The organism is Sphingomonas sp., assembly GCF_036269755.1.
GTDB lineage: Bacteria > Pseudomonadota > Alphaproteobacteria > Sphingomonadales > Sphingomonadaceae > Sphingomonas.
This window is the reverse complement of record NZ_DATBDV010000004.1, coordinates 288,834-308,238: the sequence shown is the minus strand read 5'-3', so window position 1 is coordinate 308,238 and position 19,405 is coordinate 288,834. Positions and strand designations below refer to the sequence as shown.

At 66.0% G+C, this 19,405-nt stretch carries 18 protein-coding genes, 1 tRNA gene and 1 pseudogene; 7 read left to right on the top strand and 13 right to left on the bottom strand.

The window, feature by feature from the left end; all coding sequences use genetic code 11:
* A complete protein-coding gene (gene rplI, locus VH326_RS03835) occupies positions 1-618 on the top strand; it encodes a 50S ribosomal protein L9 (protein ID WP_329630470.1) in 618 nt (205 codons plus the stop codon).
* A gap of 314 nt (positions 619-932) precedes the next feature.
* Here the strand turns inward: rplI and mutL are convergent, their stop codons facing one another.
* On the bottom strand, positions 933-2,720 hold the full coding sequence (mutL, locus tag VH326_RS03830) for a DNA mismatch repair endonuclease MutL (RefSeq protein ID WP_329630469.1): 1,788 nt from the start codon (positions 2,718-2,720) through the stop codon (positions 933-935).
* A 139-nt stretch (positions 2,721-2,859) separates the two neighbouring features.
* Between mutL and VH326_RS03825 the strand changes: the two genes are divergently transcribed.
* From VH326_RS03825 to VH326_RS03800, 6 genes are all read left to right on the top strand, one after another.
* Positions 2,860-3,903, top strand: coding sequence for a rod shape-determining protein (locus VH326_RS03825; protein ID WP_329630785.1), 1,044 nt, complete (start codon positions 2,860-2,862; stop codon positions 3,901-3,903).
* 56 nt (positions 3,904-3,959) lie between these two features.
* Positions 3,960-4,835 (top strand): rod shape-determining protein MreC, encoded by an 876-nt coding sequence (gene mreC, locus VH326_RS03820; protein ID WP_329630468.1) that lies wholly within the window; start codon positions 3,960-3,962, stop codon positions 4,833-4,835.
* A complete protein-coding gene (gene mreD, locus VH326_RS03815; RefSeq protein ID WP_329630467.1) occupies positions 4,832-5,341 on the top strand; it encodes a rod shape-determining protein MreD in 510 nt (169 codons plus the stop codon). The genes mreC and mreD overlap by 4 nt, the downstream gene beginning before the upstream one ends.
* On the top strand, positions 5,338-7,410 hold the full coding sequence (gene mrdA / locus VH326_RS03810) for a penicillin-binding protein 2 (RefSeq protein ID WP_329630466.1): 2,073 nt from the start codon (positions 5,338-5,340) through the stop codon (positions 7,408-7,410). Before mreD ends, mrdA begins: the two co-directional genes overlap by 4 nt.
* Positions 7,407-8,534, top strand: coding sequence for a rod shape-determining protein RodA (rodA, locus tag VH326_RS03805; RefSeq protein ID WP_329630465.1), 1,128 nt, complete (start codon positions 7,407-7,409; stop codon positions 8,532-8,534). The genes mrdA and rodA overlap by 4 nt, the downstream gene beginning before the upstream one ends.
* Positions 8,535-8,618: 84 nt before the next feature.
* Positions 8,619-8,694 (top strand) — tRNA-Lys (locus VH326_RS03800).
* Positions 8,695-8,711: 17 nt separating this feature from the next.
* On the opposite strand, the gene VH326_RS03795 is transcribed toward VH326_RS03800, so the two are convergent.
* The 12 genes and pseudogenes from VH326_RS03795 to trbB form a co-directional block, all read right to left on the bottom strand.
* The gene (locus tag VH326_RS03795) at positions 8,712-9,812 is read right to left on the bottom strand and encodes a site-specific integrase (protein WP_329630464.1); all 1,101 of its coding nucleotides are present in this window, start codon (positions 9,810-9,812) and stop codon (positions 8,712-8,714) included.
* A gap of 77 nt (positions 9,813-9,889) precedes the next feature.
* Positions 9,890-10,024 (bottom strand): annotated as a pseudogene (locus tag VH326_RS16030) (helix-turn-helix domain-containing protein); the annotation flags it as partial.
* A gap of 1 nt (position 10,025) precedes the next feature.
* Positions 10,026-10,256, bottom strand: coding sequence for a DUF2274 domain-containing protein (locus VH326_RS03790; RefSeq protein WP_329630463.1), 231 nt, complete (start codon positions 10,254-10,256; stop codon positions 10,026-10,028).
* Positions 10,257-10,258: 2 nt separating this feature from the next.
* Entirely contained in the window at positions 10,259-11,482 is a 1,224-nt protein-coding gene (locus VH326_RS03785) for a TrbI/VirB10 family protein (RefSeq protein WP_329630462.1), read from the bottom strand.
* Positions 11,479-12,345 (bottom strand): P-type conjugative transfer protein TrbG, encoded by an 867-nt coding sequence (trbG, locus tag VH326_RS03780; RefSeq protein WP_329630461.1) that lies wholly within the window; start codon positions 12,343-12,345, stop codon positions 11,479-11,481. The genes VH326_RS03785 and trbG overlap by 4 nt, the downstream gene beginning before the upstream one ends.
* Positions 12,342-13,154: a conjugal transfer protein TrbF gene (trbF, locus tag VH326_RS03775; protein ID WP_329630460.1), complete on the bottom strand. Its 813-nt coding sequence runs from the start codon at positions 13,152-13,154 to the stop codon at positions 12,342-12,344. The genes trbG and trbF overlap by 4 nt, the downstream gene beginning before the upstream one ends.
* A gap of 4 nt (positions 13,155-13,158) precedes the next feature.
* On the bottom strand, positions 13,159-14,469 hold the full coding sequence (trbL, locus tag VH326_RS03770) for a P-type conjugative transfer protein TrbL (RefSeq protein ID WP_329630459.1): 1,311 nt from the start codon (positions 14,467-14,469) through the stop codon (positions 13,159-13,161).
* A 132-nt stretch (positions 14,470-14,601) separates the two neighbouring features.
* The gene (gene trbJ / locus VH326_RS03765) at positions 14,602-15,357 is read right to left on the bottom strand and encodes a P-type conjugative transfer protein TrbJ (RefSeq protein WP_329630458.1); all 756 of its coding nucleotides are present in this window, start codon (positions 15,355-15,357) and stop codon (positions 14,602-14,604) included.
* Positions 15,358-15,382: 25 nt separating this feature from the next.
* Positions 15,383-17,818: a conjugal transfer protein TrbE gene (trbE, locus tag VH326_RS03760; RefSeq protein WP_329630457.1), complete on the bottom strand. Its 2,436-nt coding sequence runs from the start codon at positions 17,816-17,818 to the stop codon at positions 15,383-15,385.
* Positions 17,812-18,090, bottom strand: coding sequence for a VirB3 family type IV secretion system protein (locus tag VH326_RS03755; protein ID WP_329630456.1), 279 nt, complete (start codon positions 18,088-18,090; stop codon positions 17,812-17,814). The genes trbE and VH326_RS03755 overlap by 7 nt, the downstream gene beginning before the upstream one ends.
* The gene (locus VH326_RS03750; RefSeq protein WP_329630455.1) at positions 18,090-18,422 is read right to left on the bottom strand and encodes a TrbC/VirB2 family protein; all 333 of its coding nucleotides are present in this window, start codon (positions 18,420-18,422) and stop codon (positions 18,090-18,092) included. The genes VH326_RS03755 and VH326_RS03750 overlap by 1 nt, the downstream gene beginning before the upstream one ends.
* Before the next feature lie 2 nt (positions 18,423-18,424).
* The gene (gene trbB, locus VH326_RS03745; protein WP_329630784.1) at positions 18,425-19,378 is read right to left on the bottom strand and encodes a P-type conjugative transfer ATPase TrbB; all 954 of its coding nucleotides are present in this window, start codon (positions 19,376-19,378) and stop codon (positions 18,425-18,427) included.
* Positions 19,379-19,405 lie beyond the last annotated feature (27 nt).

The following is a 19,405-nucleotide window of genomic DNA, read 5'->3' as shown; positions in this document are numbered from 1 at the left end:
ATGGATGTCATTCTGCTGGAACGCGTCGAGAAGCTCGGCGCCATCGGCGATGTCGTGAAGGTCAAGGACGGGTTCGCCCGCAACTTCCTTCTGCCCAACAAGAAGGCGCTCCGCGCCAACGAAGCGAACCGCAAGGTCTTCGAAACCAACCGCGCGAAGATCGAGGCCGACAACGCCTCGCGCCGCTCGGACGCCGAAAAGGACGCCAAGTCGTACAGCGACGTCTCGGTGACGCTGATCCGTCAGGCGTCGAACACCGGGCAGCTGTACGGCTCGGTCGCGGTTCGCGATCTGGTCGAAGCGCTCGAGGCCGACGGCCACAAGGTCGCCAAGAGCCAGATCGTGCTCGACAAGCCGATCAAGGCGATCGGCGTGTACGACGTGCGCGTGCAGCTGCACCCCGAAGTGTCGGTGACCGTCAAGGTCAACGTCGCTCGCTCGCCCGAAGAGGCCGAGATGCAGTCGCAGGGCGTCGACGTCATGGCGCAGATGTTCGAGGAAGGCCGCGACGTCGCCGGCTTTACCGAGGACTTCGACCCCAATGCCGAGCCCGGCGCGACCGCCGAGGTCCGGGTGGTGGCGGATGCGCCCGAAGCCGGGGAAGCCGCTGGAGGCTGATCGGCTCTACACGTTGCAGGCAAAGAAAAGGGCCGTCCGGATATCCGGGCGGCCCTTTTCCGTAGCGACCCTCTTCGGGGGGAAGAGGCCGCGACGTCCTGACTGGGGAGATCAGAACGTCGAAACACAAGCTCCGAGCACGGCGGCGAGCGGGATCAGGGCGAAGACGACTGGCATGACCTTGTTCACGGCAATTTCCAACGGGTCGTGATGACCTTGACCGCTAAGAATGCGCGGCGCCGACAAAGTTTCCAAATGGTGAACGGTTATATTTTCGCGATAGGCTGGAACTTTCGAAAGGCTCGGGACTCCGCTCACTTCCTCCCGAACAATTTTTCGATGTCGCTGTGCGCGAGCTTCACCCAAGTCGGTCGGCCATGGTTGCACTGGCCCGAGCGTGGCGTGACTTCCATTTCGCGGAGCAGCGCGTTCATCTCGGCGACCGACAGCACGCGGCCGGCGCGGACGGAGCCGTGACACGCCATCGTCGCGGCGACATGATCGAGGCGTTCCTTGAGGCCCAGCGCCTCGTCGAACGCGGCGAGTTCGTCGGCGAGGTCGGTGACGAGGCCCATCAAATCCCCCTGCCCTAGTATTGCGGGGGTCGCGCGGACGAGCATCGCGCGCGGGCCGAAGCGTTCGAGGTCAAGGCCGAATTCGGCGAGTTCGGGCAAACGCGCCTCAAGCCGATCGCAAGCGGGCTCTTCGAGCTCGACCACTTCGGGCAGCAGCAATGCTTGGCTGGCGACGCGGCCGCCCGCGAGGGCCGCGCGCATGCGTTCGAGCACCAGGCGTTCGTGCGCCGCGTGCTGGTCGACCAGCACCAGCCCATCCTCGGCCTCGGCGACGATATAGGTCTTCGCGACTTGCCCGCGCGCGACGCCGAGCGGGTGGGCGACGGTGTCGGGCGGCGGGGCGTAAGCGGGTTCTGCGCGAGCCTGTGGCGGCGGCGAGAAAAAGGTGGCGCGCCGTTCCATGACTGGCGTCATCCCGGCGAAGGCCGGGATCTCTGGCTGCTCAGAATACTGCCAGAAATCCTGGCCTTCGCCGGCATGACGGGCCTGCGGCTCCGCTTGCCACGCCGCAAGCGCCGCGTCACTCGGCCGCTGCACCGAACGGTGCCCCGCCTCCTCGATCGCCCGCCGCAATCCGCCGACGATCAGTCCGCGGATCATCTGCGGCTCGCGGAAGCGCACTTCGGTCTTCGCCGGGTGGACGTTGACGTCGACCATCTCGGCGGGAAGATCGAGGAACAGCGCCACCACCGGATGGCGATCACGCGCCAGCATCTCGGCATAGGCACCACGGATCGCGCCGAGCAGCAGCCGGTCCTTCACCGGCCGGCCGTTGACGAATAGATATTGGTGGTCCGCAACCCCGCGGTTGAACGTCGGCAGCCCCGCTACCCCGCCCAACCGCACGCCGTCGCGCTCCCAATCGACACCGACGCTGTTGTCGGCCAGCGCGCGATCGGTCAGCGCGGCGACGCGCGCCGGGCGATCCTCGGGCGCGCTGGTGGCGAGGCTGCGCCGCCCGTCATGCTCGACCGAAAAGGCGATGTCAGGGCGCGCCATCGCAAGGCGCCGGACGATGTCGAGGCTCGCACCATATTCGGCGCGCGGCGTGCGCAGGAACTTGCGCCGCGCGGGCACCTTGTCGAACAAGCCCTCGACGCGAACGCGCGTGCCCGGCGGCAAGGCGGCGGGGCCCTCCTCCACCAACGCGCCATTGTCGATCACACGCCGCCAGCCGTCGCTCCTGCGGACCCGGCTTTCGAGCGTCAGCCGCGCGACGCTGGCAATCGACGGCAGCGCTTCGCCGCGAAAGCCCAAAGTGGTGACTTGGTCGATCGCTTCGTCGGGCAGCTTCGACGTCGCGTGCCGCTCGAGCGCCAGCGCCATGTCGGACGGAGTCATCCCACACCCGTCGTCGACCACCTCGATCAGGTCGATCCCGCCCGCCGCCAGCCGCACCGCAATCCGCGTCGCGCCAGCGTCGATCGCGTTTTCGACCAGTTCCTTCAACGCGCTGGCGGGTCTTTCCACCACCTCACCGGCAGCGATACGATTGACCAGATGTTCGGGGAGGCGCCGTATTGACATGGGTGTGACTCTAGCCCAAGCGGCCGGCTCTCGCGACCGTTAATGCCGACCAACCGGAGCCCGGAACTAGGCTTTGCGGCGGGGGAACAAAAACTTTGAGCGCGTCGGTTTGCGCGCCTTTTCGGGCGGTATCTTCACTATGGTCTTCGGGCGTTTCTTCAAGCTCATGTCGCACGACATGGCGATCGATCTGGGGACGGCGAACACCGTCGTCTACCTACGCGGGCGCGGCGTGGTGCTCAACGAGCCGTCGGTGGTCGCAGTCGAGACGATCAACGGTCAGAAGAAGGTCAAGGCGGTCGGCGACGACGCCAAGCTGATGATGGGCAAGACCCCCGACAGCATCCAGGCGATTCGTCCGCTTCGCGATGGCGTCATCGCCGATATCGACGTGGCGGAACAGATGATCAGCCACTTCATCCGCAAGGTGCATGGCGGCCAGCGCCGCTTCATGCGCTGGCCCAAGATCGTGATCTGCGTCCCCTCCGGATCGACCAGCGTCGAGCGCCGCGCGATCCGCGACGCCGCGCAGAATGCAGGTGCCAGCCAGGTGTGGCTGATCGAGGAGCCGATGGCGGCGGCGATCGGCGCCGGGATGCCCGTGACCGAGCCGATCGGCAGCATGGTGGTCGATATCGGCGGCGGCACCACCGAAGTCGCGGTGCTCAGCCTGCGCGGGCTTGCTTACACCACTTCGGTTCGCGTCGGCGGCGACAAGATGGACGAAGCGATCGTGTCGTACGTGCGCCGCAACCATAATCTGCTGATCGGCGAAGCGACCGCCGAGCGGATCAAGCAGGAAGTCGGCACCGCCAAGCCGCCTGCCGATGGCATCGGTCTGACGATCCACATCAAGGGTCGCGACTTGGTCAATGGCGTGCCCAAGGAAATCCAGATCAACCAGGGCCAGATCGCCGAAGCACTGAGCGAGCCGGTCGGGACGATCGTCGAGGGCGTGCGCATCGCGCTAGAGAACACCGCGCCCGAGTTGGCAGCGGACATCGTCGACCAGGGCATCGTCTTGACCGGCGGCGGCGCGTTGCTCCACGGCATCGACGAAGTACTGCGCGACGAGACCGGCCTGCCGGTGACGATTGCCGAAGACCCGCTGACCTGCGTCGCGCTGGGCACCGGCCGCGCGCTCGAAGATCCGATGTTCAAGGGCGTGCTGCACACGGCTTGATCGATTGGTTCCGCCGATACGGTGCCGCCGGGCCGCATCAAGTGTAAGGGGGATGGATGGCGCCGCCACGCAACCGGCGCCCGGGTTTCTCGCGACGGGCGCAATATGGTCTGTTCATCGGCTACGTGATCGCGATCGCGGGAGCGCTGGTGGGGGCTGTCCTGCTCGCGCTGGCGACGTTCGACCCGCCCGCTTTTTCCGCGCTGCGTTCGGGCGCGGCCGAGGTTACTGCGCCGATCAGCTGGGGAGTCGGATCCATATGGCGCGGGATCACCGGCATTCCGTCGGCCATCGGCAGCTTTTTCGGCGTGCATGGCGAGAATGCCCGGCTGAAGGAGCAAATCGCGGGCGAGCGCCAGCAACTCATCCGCGCGCGCGCCATCGCTTATGAGAATATCCGCCTCAAGAAGCTGCTCGCAGTGCGCGAGCCGGGCACCGAAACCGTCACCACCGCGCGCGTGGTCAGCTCGTCGGCGGGAAGTACGCGGCGCTTCGCGTTGCTCTATGCCGGGCTGATTCAGGGGGTGCATGCCGGCATGCCGGTGCGTGCTGCCGATGGATTGGTCGGTCGCGTGCTGGAAGCAGGGCCGGATACGGCGCGCATATTGCTGCTGACCGATCCCGAAAGCGTCATTCCCGTTCGCCGCACGAGGGACGGCGCACCCGGCTTCGCGACCGGGCGCGGCGACGGCGTGCTCGACGTCAAGCCGATCGCGCTCGGCAATGCGGCATTCGGCCCCGGCGACGTGCTGGTGACCTCGGGCACCGGCGGACTCTTCCCGCCCAACCTGCCGGTCGGCCAAGTCACCAGCCGCACACGCGATGGCGCGCTGGCCAGACCCTATGCGTCGCCCGACGCGCTCGATTACGCGATCGTACTGAGCGCCTTCATGACACCGCCCCCGGCGCCTCCCGCAGACTCGCGGCCGTGAAGCAGGCCGGTGGCGCGTTCGCGCCCGATCCAGTTCCTGCGGCCGCATGGGCAATCCCCGCCGCGTCGATCGTGCTCGGGTCGATGCTGACGATCGTTCCCATGGTTGCGACTTTTCCGGTCTTGCCGCCGCTCGGGCTCATGATCCTGCTCGCATGGCGACTGCTGCGGCCCGAGACGGTGCGCGCGTGGACGCCGATTCCGTTCGGCTTCTTCGACGATCTGATCAGCGGACAGCCGCTGGGAAGCGCGATCCTGCTGTGGACGCTCAGCATCGTCATCATCGACTTGCTCGATCAACGGCTGATGTCGCGCGATTTCTGGCAGGATTGGGTGCTGGCGTCGGGGGCGATCGCGTTCTGCCTCAGCATCGGGCGCTTGATCGCGACGCCGCTTGCGGCGCATGTCGATACCTTGCTGCTGTTTCAGGTGATCGCCGCGGTGCTGCTCTATCCCTTCGTCGCTCGATTGGTCGCCTGGCTCGACCGGAAGCGGGGCCGCGCTTGAGCCGGCCGCCGCGCCTCACCACCGACGCCGCCCAGAGCTACAGCTTCTCGCGCCGGGCGCTGATGGTCGGCGGCGCGCAGGGCGCGGTCGCGCTCGCGCTGGCGGCGCGGATGGGATGGCTGTCGGTGGCCGAGAACGAGCATTACCGGCTGTTGTCCGAAAGCAATCGAGTCAATTTGACGATGATCCCGCCGCGCCGCGGCTGGATCGTCGACCGCTACGGCCATGCGATCGCCAACAATCGCACCGATTTCCGCGTCGATATCATACCTGATCGCCTGCCCGAGGCCGAAAGACCGCGCGTCTTCACGCTGCTCCAGCAGCTGCTCGGTCTGCCGCCCGAACAGATCGTGCGGATCGAGACCGACCTCAAGCGCGCTGCGGGGTTCCAGCCGGTCCAGGTAGTCGAGGGTCTCGATCCGGACCGCTTCGCGGCCGTCCAGTTGCGCATTCCGGAACTACCGGGCGTCGCGCCGAGCATGGGGTTCTCACGCAACTATCCCGCCGGACAGGCTGTCGCGCATTTGACCGGGTATGTCGGCGCGGCTTCGGCCGAGCAATATCGGCAAATCAAGGACCCGTTGCTCATCACGCCGGGATTCAAGATTGGCAAGGATGGACTTGAAAAGACACTGGAAGCCAAACTGCGCGGCGAAGGCGGCGCTAAGCGAGTCGAAGTCACCGCCCACGGCAAGTTGGTGCGCGAGCTGGCGACGCGCAGCGCGACGCCCGGTCATGTCCAGCGGCTGACGATCGACGCGGGTCTGCAGGAATATGCGGCGCGGCGGCTCGGCACCAATTCGGGCTCAGTGGTGGTGCTCGACACGACGAATGGCGACGTTCTCGCGTTCGTGTCGATGCCGGCTTACGACCCCAACAGCTTTTCGGACGGGATCAGCCACCTCGAGTGGAAGATGCTGTCGGACAACGACCACGTGCCGCTGATGAACAAAATCCTGCAGGGGCTGTACCCGCCGGGATCGACGGTCAAGCCGATGAACGGGCTGGCGCTGCTCCACAACGGCGTGAGCCCCGAAGACCGGATCAGCTGCAGCGGTGCGCTCAGGGTCGGTAACGGCATCTTTCACTGCCACAAGAAGAGCGGCCACGGCCCGCTCAATCTCAAGCAAGCCATCATGGCGAGCTGCGACATTTATTTCTACGAAATGGTCCGCCGCCTGGGCTACGACAACGTGGCGCCCGTCGCGCGCACGCTCGGGCTGGGGCAAAAGTTCGACATCCCCTTCCCCACGCAACGCTATGGCACCGTCCCCGACAGCGGGTGGAAGCGGCGCAGGTACAAGGCCGACTGGACCGTCGCCGACTCGCTCAACGCATCGATTGGCCAAGGGTACGTGCTCGCCAACCCGCTACAGCTCGCGGTCATGGCGTCGCGCATCGCTTCGGGCCGCGCGCTGGTGCCGCGGTTGCTGATGGACCAGCCCGCGCGCGCCGCCAATCCGCTGCCGCTCGATCCCGCCCACCTCGCCTATATACGCGACGCGATGTACGGCGTGGTCAATCAAGGCGGCACCGGCGGCGCGGCGCGGCTCAACATTCCGGGCGTCTCGCTCGCCGCCAAGACGGGGACCGCCCAGGTCCGCCGGATCACCATGGCCGAGCGTGGGAGCGGGGTACTGAGCAACGCCTCCTTGCCATTCAAACTGCGCGACCATGCATTGCTGGTTTGCTTCGCGCCGGCCGAAAACCCGCGTTATGCCGCCGCTGTCGTGCTCGAACATGGCGGCCACACCGTGCGCAATCTCGATTCGCCCGGGATCGGGCGCGACATCATGACCTATCTGCTCGACCGCGACCGCGCGCTCAAATCGCTCGCCGAGCTCGAGCCGACCTGGGGCGGCGACATCGTCATCCGCGCCACGGCCGAGACCGCTGCCTATAAGAGCCAGATCTCGGCGGTGCAGGCGGTCCAGACCGAGGCAGACGCCCCCGCCCCCACCGAGGCGCCAGCAGTCGAAGCGGCGACCGATGCCGCCAACAGCTCGGCAGCCGCGGTCGCCAACACCGCGCTGCCCGCCGAACAAGGGTCGCACGAGGTCGATCAATGAGGCGTGGTTCCGCTGCGGCGCTTGGTTTCGTGCCCGAGCCGCTCGCGCAGCTGCCGTGGAAGATCATCCTGCTGATCCTGGCGATCGGCTGCTTCGACCTGCTCGTCCTCTATTCGGCGGCGGGCGCCAATTTTCACAAATGGGCTTTGCCGCAGGGCATCCGCTTCTTCGCGTTCCTTGCCGCGGCGATGGCCTTGTCGCGGGTGCGCGAGGATTTCTGGGGGATGATCAGCCTCCCCGCCTATGTGCTGCTCTGCTTGGCCCTTGTCGGAGTCGAAGTGCTCGGCAAGGTCGCGGGCGGCAGCCAGCGCTGGCTCGACCTCGGGATCATTCGGCTCCAGCCGTCGGAGTTGATGAAGCCGTTCATCGTGCTCGCGGTCGCGCGCTTCTACGATCTGCTGCCTTTGAGCGAGACTCGCAAGTTCGTCGCGATCTGGCCCGCTTTGGTGCTGATCGGAGTGCCCGCCGGCCTCGTCATGCTCCAGCCCGACCTCGGCACTGCGCTGATGATCACCGCCGGCGGCATCGTCGTGATGTTCCTTGCCGGCATCCCCTTGCGGCTATTCCTCGGCGGCGGGCTGTTCGCGGCGATCGCCGCGCCGCTCGCGTTCAACTTCATCCTCCACGATTACCAGCGCAACCGTATCCTGATCTTTCTCGATCCCGAAAGCGACCCGCTCGGCACCGGCTACCATATCAGCCAGTCGAAGATCGCGATCGGATCGGGCGGGATCTGGGGCAAGGGGTTCCTCAACGGAACGCAGAGCCACCTCGACTATCTGCCCGAGGGGCATACCGATTTCGCGCTGGCGACGATGATGGAGGAATGGGGCTTGGTCGGCGGCGTGCTTCTCATCATGGCGTGGTTCGGCGTGGTGTGGTGGGCGATGAACGTCGCAATCCGCGCGCAGGGGCGCTTCGCACGGCTGACTGCGGCGGGGCTCGCGACGACCCTGTTCTTCTACGTCGCGATCAACATGGCGATGGTGATGGGGCTGGCTCCGGTGGTCGGCGTACCTTTGCCGCTGATCAGCTATGGCGGATCGTCGCAAATGACCGTGCTACTGTGCGTCGGCATCCTGATGTCGATCGACCGCCACAACCGCCAGCAATCGCGCTGGTAGCCGCAGACGCGGCAAAAAGGGTTTGCAAAGCGGAGCCGCAATGCTAACGGCCTCGCTCCCCGACGGGGACAGCCTTTCCGGCATGGACGCATAGCTCAGTTGGTAGAGCAGCTGACTCTTAATCAGCGGGTCCTAGGTTCGAGCCCTAGTGCGTCCACCATTTTTCCTTCCTGTTTATCAGTTATTTAGGTCAGTCCCGGCCACTAGCCTGAGCCGGAACGGGCTCCCACTGTGACCATTTTTGTGACCTTGACCGGGCTTTTCTCTCTCGGGCGCAGTGTGACCTGATTCACCCTCAAAAATCAGCTGGTCTGCGTAAGGCTGCAAATGCGTCACCGACATGTGCGCGTAGCGGCGCACCATCGCCTCCGATTTCCAGCCTCCCAGCTCCTGCAGCACCCATGTGGGCACGTCATTTTGCCGCAGCCAGCTCGCCCAGGTATGCCGCAGGTCGTGCCAGCGAAAATCGGTGATCCCGGCTCGCTTGAGCGCGGCTCGCCAATGTTTCGTGTTCACCTGCCCGATCGGTCGTCCGGCATAGTTGAACACATGCTCACACTGCTTTCCCATCTGCCGCCGGAGGACCGAGATCGCGAGATCGTTGAGCGGGACGCCCAGCGCTTCGTTATTCTTGGTATCTCCATGCTCGATCGTGACGATACGGCGGGGAAGGTCGACCTGATCCCAGGTCAGTCTCTTGATATTTCCCTGCCGCAAGCCCGTGGCGAGCGCGAACAGCATAAGGTCCTGCTGGTGAGTAGGTAGCTCCCTTAGAAGTCGCTCGGCCTGTGCGTGGGTCAACCAGCGTACGCGAACCTTGCCATTCTTCGTGTAGGTGCGGAACGCCGGAATATGCTCGATCCATTCCCACTCGCGCTGCGCCATCCGGAAAATGGCGCGGATCAGCGCCACGTAGAGATCCTTCGTGCGACTGCTCGAACGAGCATGGTGTCGAGAAATGATCCCGTCGATCATGTCCCTGCTCACCTGGTCCAATGTCTTGCCACGCAGATGCTTGGTGAACCACCGGATGCGAGACACGTCGTCCCTGTAGGACTTTTTGTGTTTCTTCTCCTGCAACCACCGCAGCGCCGCCTCGTCCCAAGTCCGTTTCGGCTTTATTTTGAGCCTGGCAAGGTCCCACAGCTCGGCCTTCAACTTGTCGTGATATTCTTCGGCCTTGAGCCTGTCGGACGTCCCAGTAGTGCGTCTAATGAGCGTTCCGTCAGGCGCTGTGATCTTGACGTAGTATGTTCCTGCACGGTTCCAGAGTGCCATATTGCCTCCTGTTGAAAGGCACTCGGCTGCATTCGTGCGACCGCAGAATACCCCTCTCGAGTCGCCGCCACAAGGTCCGCCTCCACGAACCGCCAGCCGCGTCCAATCTTCGCGCCTGGAATCCGCCCGGACCGAACCCAGGCGCGAACGGTGTTGGCGTGGACTTTGAGAAAGGCCGCCGCCTCCTCGACGCAAAGCAGCCGCTCGTTCATATCAGCCTGCGCTCGACGCCGCTCCCCGCTTCGCTTTGGCGAACTCGCGGTCGCTTTCGAGAAAAGCGCTGAGCATCGCCGGAATCAGCTCGGCGAGCGGTTCGTTGGCACCATAGGTCGCGGCGTAGAGCGCGGCATAATCGCCAAGCCGCTGATGTAATTCCGGGAGGACCGAGATCGTCAGTTTGATCGGCGTGCGGTCGGGCAGTCGCGCTAACTTGATGTCGGCCATCCCTAACGCTCCTGCCAGGGTTTCAGGATAAGGTCGCGATGCAGCACCAGCCGGACGGGTGCGCCCGGCCGGATCGTAATCGTCGGTTGGACCTGCAGGTTGCGCGACGTCAGCTGGTCCCCTGCCCGAGAGACGCTTTGCTGGGTCGACTGCCGCAGCGCTTGGACAAGATCGCTTTGTCCGCTGAACTGTAGCTCGGCGCCGACGCCAAGGAGGGTAGAGAGCACCACACCTTTGAGCAGCGCCCAGGTGTGCGCATCGACTTTGTCTTCCAATCCGGCATAGCCCGACGGGTCGGTCGCGGGGGCATTGTCCAGACGCAGTGAGCTGCCATCGGGCATCAGGATACGCTGCCAGACGACGAGCGCTCGCCGCTGCCCAAACGCAACGACGCTGTCGTACGACCCGATCAACCGCGCGCCCTGCGGGATGAGCAGGATACGGCCAGTCGCGCTGTCGTAGACGCGTTCGGTAACCTGCGCGGTCACTAGCCCCGGCAGATCGGAGCGCAAACCGGTGATCAGACTGCCGGCAATGACGCTGCCGGCCGCAAGCGTGAACGGCGAAGGGCTGGCTGCGAGCCGGTAAGGGTTGGTGTCGCCGGCTTTGTCGGTCGATTGCGTGAACTCGGTCTTGCGCTGTTGTCCGTTGGGATCGCGATCGGGATCGAGCGTCACCTTCGGCGCAACGTCGCTCGCCGGTGCGTTAGCCGACGGCGCGATGGGCGGACCGGCATCGGCGGTGAGTCCTCGATCGCTCGTCTGCACCAGCAGCCCCGACTGTCGCGCGGCCTTGAGATCGTCGGCCTTTCTCTGCCGGGCGTCGTCCACCGCCCGCCCTGGTCCGGCAACCGGCGGCATCGGCTGTCCACCGAGTTGCCTCTGACGGTCGAGGATTGGTCGGCCGAGATCGCCGGGCAAAGGCGGACCCAGTTTGGGGGCGGCACCGTAGGATGTCGGCAGCGCGCTCAGCGTGTCCGTCGGCGCCTTTGCGATGAGCGATCGATCGTCGTCGTTCGTCGCCAGCCGAAGCGCGTGCGGCTCCAGCGCGAACCAGGCCGTCGCCACGACACCGGTGGCCGCGGCGGCTGCCAGCGAGACGATGACGCCGCGCTTGAAGCGAACCGCGCGCTGCGGTCGTGCCCGCAAGACGAGCGACTCCGGATCGACTTTCGGGAGCGGCGGCGTGGCCGTCTCGGAAGGCTGAACTGGTGTGTCTTCGCTCATGATGAGTGCCGCCTTCCGCGAGCGCGGGAGCTGCCCGTGCGCGTGACCCGCACGATGTCCTGATGCCTGGTGCCAAGACGGAGTTCGGCGACGTCGAAAATACGATCGACGACGTAATATCGGCCACGCAGTCGATAATTGACCAACTGCGCCTCGCCTTTGGCACCGACTAGGAACAGCGGCGGCGCCTCGCCGACCGGCAGGTTGGGGGGAAATTCGATGAAAGTCTGACGGCCATCGTCAAACGCACGTATCGGCCTCCATGCCGGCCGGTCGCCTGAGATCGCATAGTCAAAATGGAGCGCATCGACATCGAGACTGCTGGAAACGGGCGCGGCCGACGCTGCGGCAGCTTCCGACGCCTTCAATGCGATCAACGCATCTTGGGGATAGGTCCAGGATATGGCGGACATTGCGGCCCCACCGCTGCTCGACAGACTCAAATGGTAGGTCCGGCGATCGGTCGTGACGACGAGGTTGGTCGTGAGCCCGCCGGCATAGGGTTTGACGAGGATGTGCGCGCGCAGCTCGGCACCGGTGCCACTGGTCGTATCGCCGATCACCCAACGGGCGGTGTCACCACTGGCGACGGCACGAAGCTGCTCCCCCATTTGCAGGGCGATGTCAGTGACCCGCTCCGGCGCGGTATAGATCCGGTAGATCGTACCGTCGACGAACGGCATCACCGCGCTGGCATTGATGAACGATGGCGATGTCGGCTCGCGCGTGCCGGCACGGTTCGCGGCGGCAACAGCCGACGCCGCTGCGCGGACTCGATGCTCCCGAGATGCGGCGTCGGCGGGCGGTGCTGCAATCAAGATCGGCAACAGCAATATGGCGGATGAAACAGGCGAGCGTTTCATTGCTGGTTCTCCAGGCTGGGATTAGAAGGGGACGTGCTCAGATTGGGATCGAGCGGCGAGCCGAGCGGCACCGTCGAAGCGGCCGGTGTCGGGGGCGGTGCAGCTGGCGATGGCGAAGCCGGTGGCGGATCGAGTTCTCGGCTCCAGTCGATCGCATCGACGAACACCCCGAGCGGGTTCTTGCGCAACGCATCGGCAGACGTCGGCGGTTTAAGCTTGATCGTCAGAATACCGGTCCAGTGCGAAACCCCGGATTGTGCGCCGCGGTCGAACGCCGTCTCGGTCCATGTGACCTGAAACGACTGATCCGATGCGCGCACGACGCTGGTCACCTGCACCGACACGGTCTTCTCGCCGACATGCGCGAACGGGTCGGCAGCGCGGGCATATTCACCGAGGAACACACCCCCGCGCTGCGTCGCGAACTCATAGGCGGACAGCCAGTCGCGGCGCATCAGCACCGGATCGAGCGAGATCGACCTGACGTTCTCGATGAACTTGCCAAGGTGCCAGGCGATCTGCGGATCGGTGGGGTGGTAACCGGCTTCCGCCTCGCTGACCGCGCGCGCCTCGCCGAGGCGATCGACTTCGACCACGTAAGGCGTCACCCGGCTCTGCAAGGACTGCCAGATGAGCCCACTCGACATCGCGGTGGTCAGCGCGAGCCCGCCGAACGCCATCAGCCGCCAGTTTCGCGCCTGGACGCGGGCCGACCCGATTCGCTCATCCCACAACTGTCCGGCGCGCTGATACGGCGTTTCGGGTTCGGGGGTTCGCCCGTAGCGCTGGACGCTGCGTTTGAAGAACATGACGTCAATCCTCCTTTTCTTTGATGTCGGGGGTGGCGGATCCTCCGCCGCGATCGCCCTCGCGCAGCGTGTGCGCGACGATCTGACGATGATGGCGCGCATCCTGAGATTGCTTGAGCGAGCGCGCCCAGGCAGGCTGCCGGGCGTCGCCATCTCTGCCCTGCGAGCCGGACGCCGACGATGGATGATGATTGGTGAGTGCGCTGAACGCCGCCTGCCGGCCGGACGCCGCAGCTTCGCCGAGGCCAAGGGCATTGCTCGCTCGCGTGCGCGCCGCATTGCCGGCCGCGCGGGCGACACCGCCAAGTCCTGCGCCGACGCTGTTCGATCCGGCGCCTTCCTGACCCATTTTGTAAGCGGTCGAGGCGGCCGATCCCATCGACGTACCGGCACGCATCGCCGACATCGCGCCGCCGCCGATCGCGCCAGCCGCACCGGCCACGGCGCTGCCGCCGAGCGCCGCAACACCGGCCGCGCCGATCGCTGTGCCGACCGCGGCACCAGCACCAAGCTGCGGCGCGCCCGATACAAGCCCCGAGGCGATGCTCGGCCCGAAGATCCCCAGACCGAACAGCGTCAACGCGGCAAGCATGACGCTCAGCGCCTTGGCAAGGTCGGGCTCCGATCCCTGCAGGCTTTGGCTGAAGTCGCCGAAGAAATTGGCGCCGATCCCAACGATGACCGCCAGCACCATGACCTTGATGCCAGAGCTGACGACGTTCCCGAGCACGCGTTCGGCGAGGAAGCTGGTGCGTCCCCACAGCGCGAACGGCACGAGGACGAATCCGGCGAGGGTCGTCAACTTGAACTCGATGATCGTCACGAACATCTGCAGCGCGAGCACGAAGAACGCGAGCACGATGACAGCCCACGCGAACAGCAGCACCGCGATCGTCATGAAGTTGGTGAAGAAGGATACCGGACCTGTGAGATCGGAAATCTGCGCGAGCAACGGCCACGCGGCTGTAAAACCGGTTGACGCTAGATTGCCGGGTTTGAGCAGATCGTCGGCCGACATGCCGCCGCCGCCCGCGGTGACGCCGGCCGCAGCGAACGAGCGGAAGATGATATCGGCGAGCGTCGAGAACTGGCCGATGATGAAGGCGAACGCGCCGATGTAGAGGATCTTCTTGATGAAGCGCCCCATCACGTCCTGCTCGCCGCCCATCGCCCAGAACAGACCGGCGAGCGTGATATCGATGCCGATCAGCGTCACCGACAGGAAATGGACGTCGCCGCCAAGTAGCCCGAACCCGCTGTCGATGTAGCGGATGAAGGTCTGCATGAAACGGTCGATGACGCTGAGATCGTCCATGATGGCGTGTCCTGTCAGGAATAATGGCCCGCGAGGCGCGACTGGGGGAGCGGCATCGCGCCCCGCGGGCGTGGCGGCGGACGTCGGCGAGGGGGTGGGCGCCGTTCGCCGCCACTCTCGGCGCGGTTTTGCCTAACGGGGGTGGTAGGCGGTGCCGCTGCCGAGAAACTTCTTGGCGGCGGCACGCGCATCGCTCTCGGCCTGCGCGCGGCGCGCCGCTTCCAGCGCTTCGGCGCGGTATTGCGCCGCCATCATGTTCTGGATCTGGAACTGCTGCTTGGCGGCGAGCGCCAGCAACTGGTTCGTCGCCTGGCCGACCTGCAGCGCGCCCTCGGCACCCTGGCTTTTCTGAACGATCGACGACAGCGCCGACGCATCGGCGTTGACGCTGCCGACCACCTGCGCCTGCACCTGCATGGTCTGATTGAAGGCCGCGAGCGACGCGTCGAGCCGCGCCCGTGCCGCGACCACGTTCGCATTGCTACCGAGCGCATCGCTGAAGCTCTGCGGGAACATCCGCTGGAACTCTGAATCGACATTGCCGACGCGGAAGCTGACGCCGCGTGCCTGGCCCATCAGCTGGTCGATCTGCTGCAACGTCTGGGTGAGCTGCTGCATCTCGGGAAAGTCGATCCGCGACAGGTTTTTGGCCTGGTTCATGATCATGGTCGCCTCGTTCTGGAGCGACTGGATCTGATTGTTGATCTGGCTGAGCGTACGCGCGGCGGTCAGCAGGTTCTGCGAGTAATTGGTCGGATCGAACACGGTGAACTGCGCGGCGGCCGGCGCGGTATAAAGCGCCATGCCGAGCGACCCGGCGCAGCCGAGCGCCAGCGCGGACGCGGTGAGGAATTTCGAGAGCGTATGGGGCAGTTTTCGCTGGGACATGGGAAAGCTCCTTTCGGGTTAGGGGTCAGCGAACGGGGGATGCGAAGTCTTCGAGCAGCGCGGCCGCCCAATCGAGATCGCGAGAACGGAGGAAATCGGCGGCAAAGTCGGTCGCGCCGTGCTCGGCCAGGAGCGCGTCGATCTGCTGCTGACTGGCGGGATCGGAGGCGCCGCACAGTGCGAGTGCGATCGGCCCCAGGCCGAGTTCGAACAGCCGGTTGCCGCGCGCCGACTGGAGGTAATAATGGCGCTTGGGCGTCGCGCGGGCGACCAGTTCGATCTGGCGCTCGTTGAGCCCGAACCGCTCGTAGGCGGCGCGCGACTGCGGTTCGATGGCGCGGTCGTTGGGCAGCAGGACGCGCTGCGGGCAGCTCTCGATGATCGCGGGCGCGATGCTGCTGTCGGCGATGTCGGCGAGGCTTTGCGTGGCAAACAGCACCGCGACGTTCTTCTTACGCAGCGTCTTGAGCCACTCGCGAATGCGCGCCGCGAACAGCGGGTGATCGAGGAAGATCCAGGCTTCGTCGAGGATCAGCAATGTCGGCCGCCCGTCGAAGCGCTCCTCGAGACGGTGGAAGAGATAGGTCAGCACCGGGGCTACGACGCCGGCCTGCGCCATCAGCGCCTCGGTCTCGAAGCACTGGATGTCGGAAAACGCGAGCGCTTGCTCGGCCGCGTCGAGCAGCCGCCCATACGGTCCCTCGAGCGTGTAGGCGGTCAGCGCGACTCGCAAGGCGTTGGACTGGAGCAGCAAGGCGAGCCCGGTCAGCGTGCGCTCCTCGACCGGCGCCGATGCCAGCGATCCGAGGGCTGACCAGATCGACTCCTTGATCTCGGGGGTGACGGTGACCTTTTCCTGGGCCAGCAGCGCGGCGATCCATTCCGCCGCCCAGCTGCGCTCGTCGGCGCGATCGATGTGGCGCAGCGGCTGGAAAGAAAGCCCCTCCCCCGCATCGCTACCGCCAAGACCCAGCGCGTGATGCGCGCCGCCCATCGCCAGCACCGCGGCGCGCGCCGAATAGCCCTTGTCGAAGATGTAGAGCTGGGCGCCGGGATAGCGGCGAAACTGCAGCGCGATGAGCGCCAGAAGCACCGATTTGCCCGCGCCGGTCGGCCCGACCACAAGCATATGGCCGACATCGCCGACATGGGTCGACAGCCGGAACGGCGTGGCGCCCGCGGTACGCGCGCACAGCAACGGCGGCCCGCCGAGATGATGGTTGGCAACGGGGCCCGCCCAGATTGCCGACAGGGGCACCAGGTGCGCGAGATTGAGCGTGTGGACGAGCGGCTGGCGGACGTTGGCGTAGACATGACCGGGAAGCGAGGACAGCCACGCCTCGACGGCGTTCACGCCCTCGCGCACGCAGGTGAAGCCGAGTCCGTTGACGATCCGCTCGACCGAGCGGACTTTCTCGTCGGCGCGGTCGCGGTCGTCGTCGGCTATGGTAATCGTTGCCGTCAGATAGCCGAACGCGACATAGTCCGCGCCCAATGCCTGCAGCGCCTGGTCGGCATCGACCACCTTGTTGTCGGCATCGCTGTCGAGCAACTGCGCCGGCTGGTTATACATCACCTCGCGCAGCATCGCGGTGATCGACTTGCGCTTGTTGAACCACTGGCGCCGGATCTTGGTGAGCGCCTTGGTCGCCTCGGTCTTGTCGAGTGCGATGAAGCGCGTGACCCAGCGATAGCCGAAATCCGACGCGTTGAGCGCGTCGAGGATTCCGGGCCGGCTGAGATTGGGGAAACCGAGCACGGTCAGCGTGCGGATATGCCGGTCGCCGAGCTTCGGTTCGAGACCGCCCACCAGCGGCGTGTCGGTGAGCAACGCGTCGAGATACATCGGCGTGTCGGGCACCGCGACCGGCTGGCGGCTGGTCGAAACGGTGGCGTGCAGGAAGGTAAGCGTCTCAGCCGACGACAGCGCGCGAACCTCGGGCAGAAAGGCCGAGAAGAGATCGAGCACGCGATCGGTTTCGGCGACGAAGCCGGCCAGCGCCGTACGCCAATCGCGCCCGCTCGCGTCACCGTCGCGATCGACCAGCGAGCGACCGGCCGCATCGCTCGCATCGGCGGGCGGCAGGAACGTCAGGGTCAGATGGTAGCGGCTTTCGAAATGCGCGCCTTCGGCCTCGAACGCCGCGCGGCGTTCCTCGTCGACCAGCCAGGATGCCGGATCGGGAAAGGTGCTGGCGGGATAGCCGAGCGCCTCGCGGCGATCGGCCTCGAAAAACAACGCCCAACCCGACCCGAAGCGTTTGAGAACATTGTTGGCGCGCGCGCACGCGCCGACCAGCTCGGCCTCGGTCGCGCTCTCGAGGTCGGGACCACGGAACGCCAAGGTGCGCTGGAAGCTGCCGTCCTTGTTGAGGACGATGCCCGGCGCGACCAGTGCCGCCCAGGGCAGATGGTCAGCGAGGCGATCGGCGATATGGCGGTACTCGCGCAAGGCTAGCATGCGAAATAGGCCTTCTGACGGAGATGACGGAGCAGCACCGGCGCGAAGTCTGGATCGCGGCGCGCGGCGAACACCGCGAGGCTGTGGCCGACCGCCCACAGGATGAGCCCGATCAGCCATTGCTGAAGACCGAGCCCGACCGCGGCGGCGATCGTGCCGTTGACGATGGCGATCCCGCGCGGCGCACCGCCGAGCAGGATCGGCGAGCCGAGGCTGGCGTGGATCGGTGCCTCGAACCCCTCGAGATGGTGGGTGCCGGACGTGGCGAGCATCAGACCAGCGCTCCGCCGCCAAAGCTGAAGAAGCTCAGGAAGAAGGACGAGGCGGCGAACGCGATCGAGAGACCGAACACGATCTGGATGAGCCGGCGAAAACCGCCGGCGGTTTCGCCGAACGCCAGCGTCAGGCCGGTGGTGATGATCACCATCACCGCGACGATCTTGGCGACCGGCCCCTGGACGGATTCGAGCACTTGCTGGAGCGGCTGCTCCCACGGCATGCCCGAGCCGCTGGCGAAGGCCGGCTGGGTCAGGGCGACGTAGCAGCCGAGCGCGATCGCCGTCAGCGCGGGGCGAGAGAGTCGGGTCGGCAATAGTCGGCGCATGGTCAATCTCCTGGGGTTGCGCGGGAATGATCGGGGGAAAGGTCGATGACGGCGTAGCCGCCGTCGGGATCGAGTCCGGCGACGCGGGCGACAGTATCGACGCGGCGATCGCTGCCGCGCCCGGTGATGAACACGACCATGTCGATCGCCTCAGCGATCAGCCGGCGCGGCACCGTCACGACGGCTTCCTGGATCAGCTGCTCGATCCTGAGCAGCGCGGAGGTCGCGCTATTGGCGTGCACGGTGGCAATCCCGCCGGGGTGACCGGTGTTCCACGCCTTGAGCATGTCGAGCGCTTCGCCGCCGCGCACTTCGCCGACGATGATGCGGTCGGGGCGCAGGCGCAGCGTCGAGCGAACAAGATCGGCCATGGTCACGCTGCCGGTGCGCGTGCGCAGTGCGACGGTATCGGTGGCGGGCGATTGCAGCTCCCGCGTGTCCTCGATCAGGATCACGCGCTCGTCGAGATGCGCCATCTCGACGAGCAAGGCGTTGGCGAGCGTCGTCTTGCCCGAGCTCGTGCCGCCGGCGACGAGGATGTTGCGGCGCTCGACGACCGCCAGCGACAACAGCCGCGCGACGTCAGGCGTCATGATGCCGTCGCCGACATAGTCCATCAGTGTGTAGAGCCGCGTCGCGGGCTTGCGGATCGAGAAGCACGGCGCGAGGCTGACCGGCGGCAATACGCCTTCGAACCGCTCCCCTGCCCCTTCGCCGTGCGGCGGCAGCTCGGCCGAGATGATCGGCGAGGAAGCATGCACTTCGGTTCGCGCGTGGCTGGCGACCAGCCGGATGATGCGTTCGACTTGCGCCGGGTCGTAACGCACGCCGGTGTCGGTACGCCCCTCGCCCAGCCGGTCGAGCCGCAGCGCGCCGTCGGGGTTGATCATCACTTCGAGCACGAGCGGATCGGCCAGTGCGGCGGCGATCGTCGGGCCCATCGCGGTGCGCAGCATCGCGCGGCGCCGTCCTTCCGACACGGT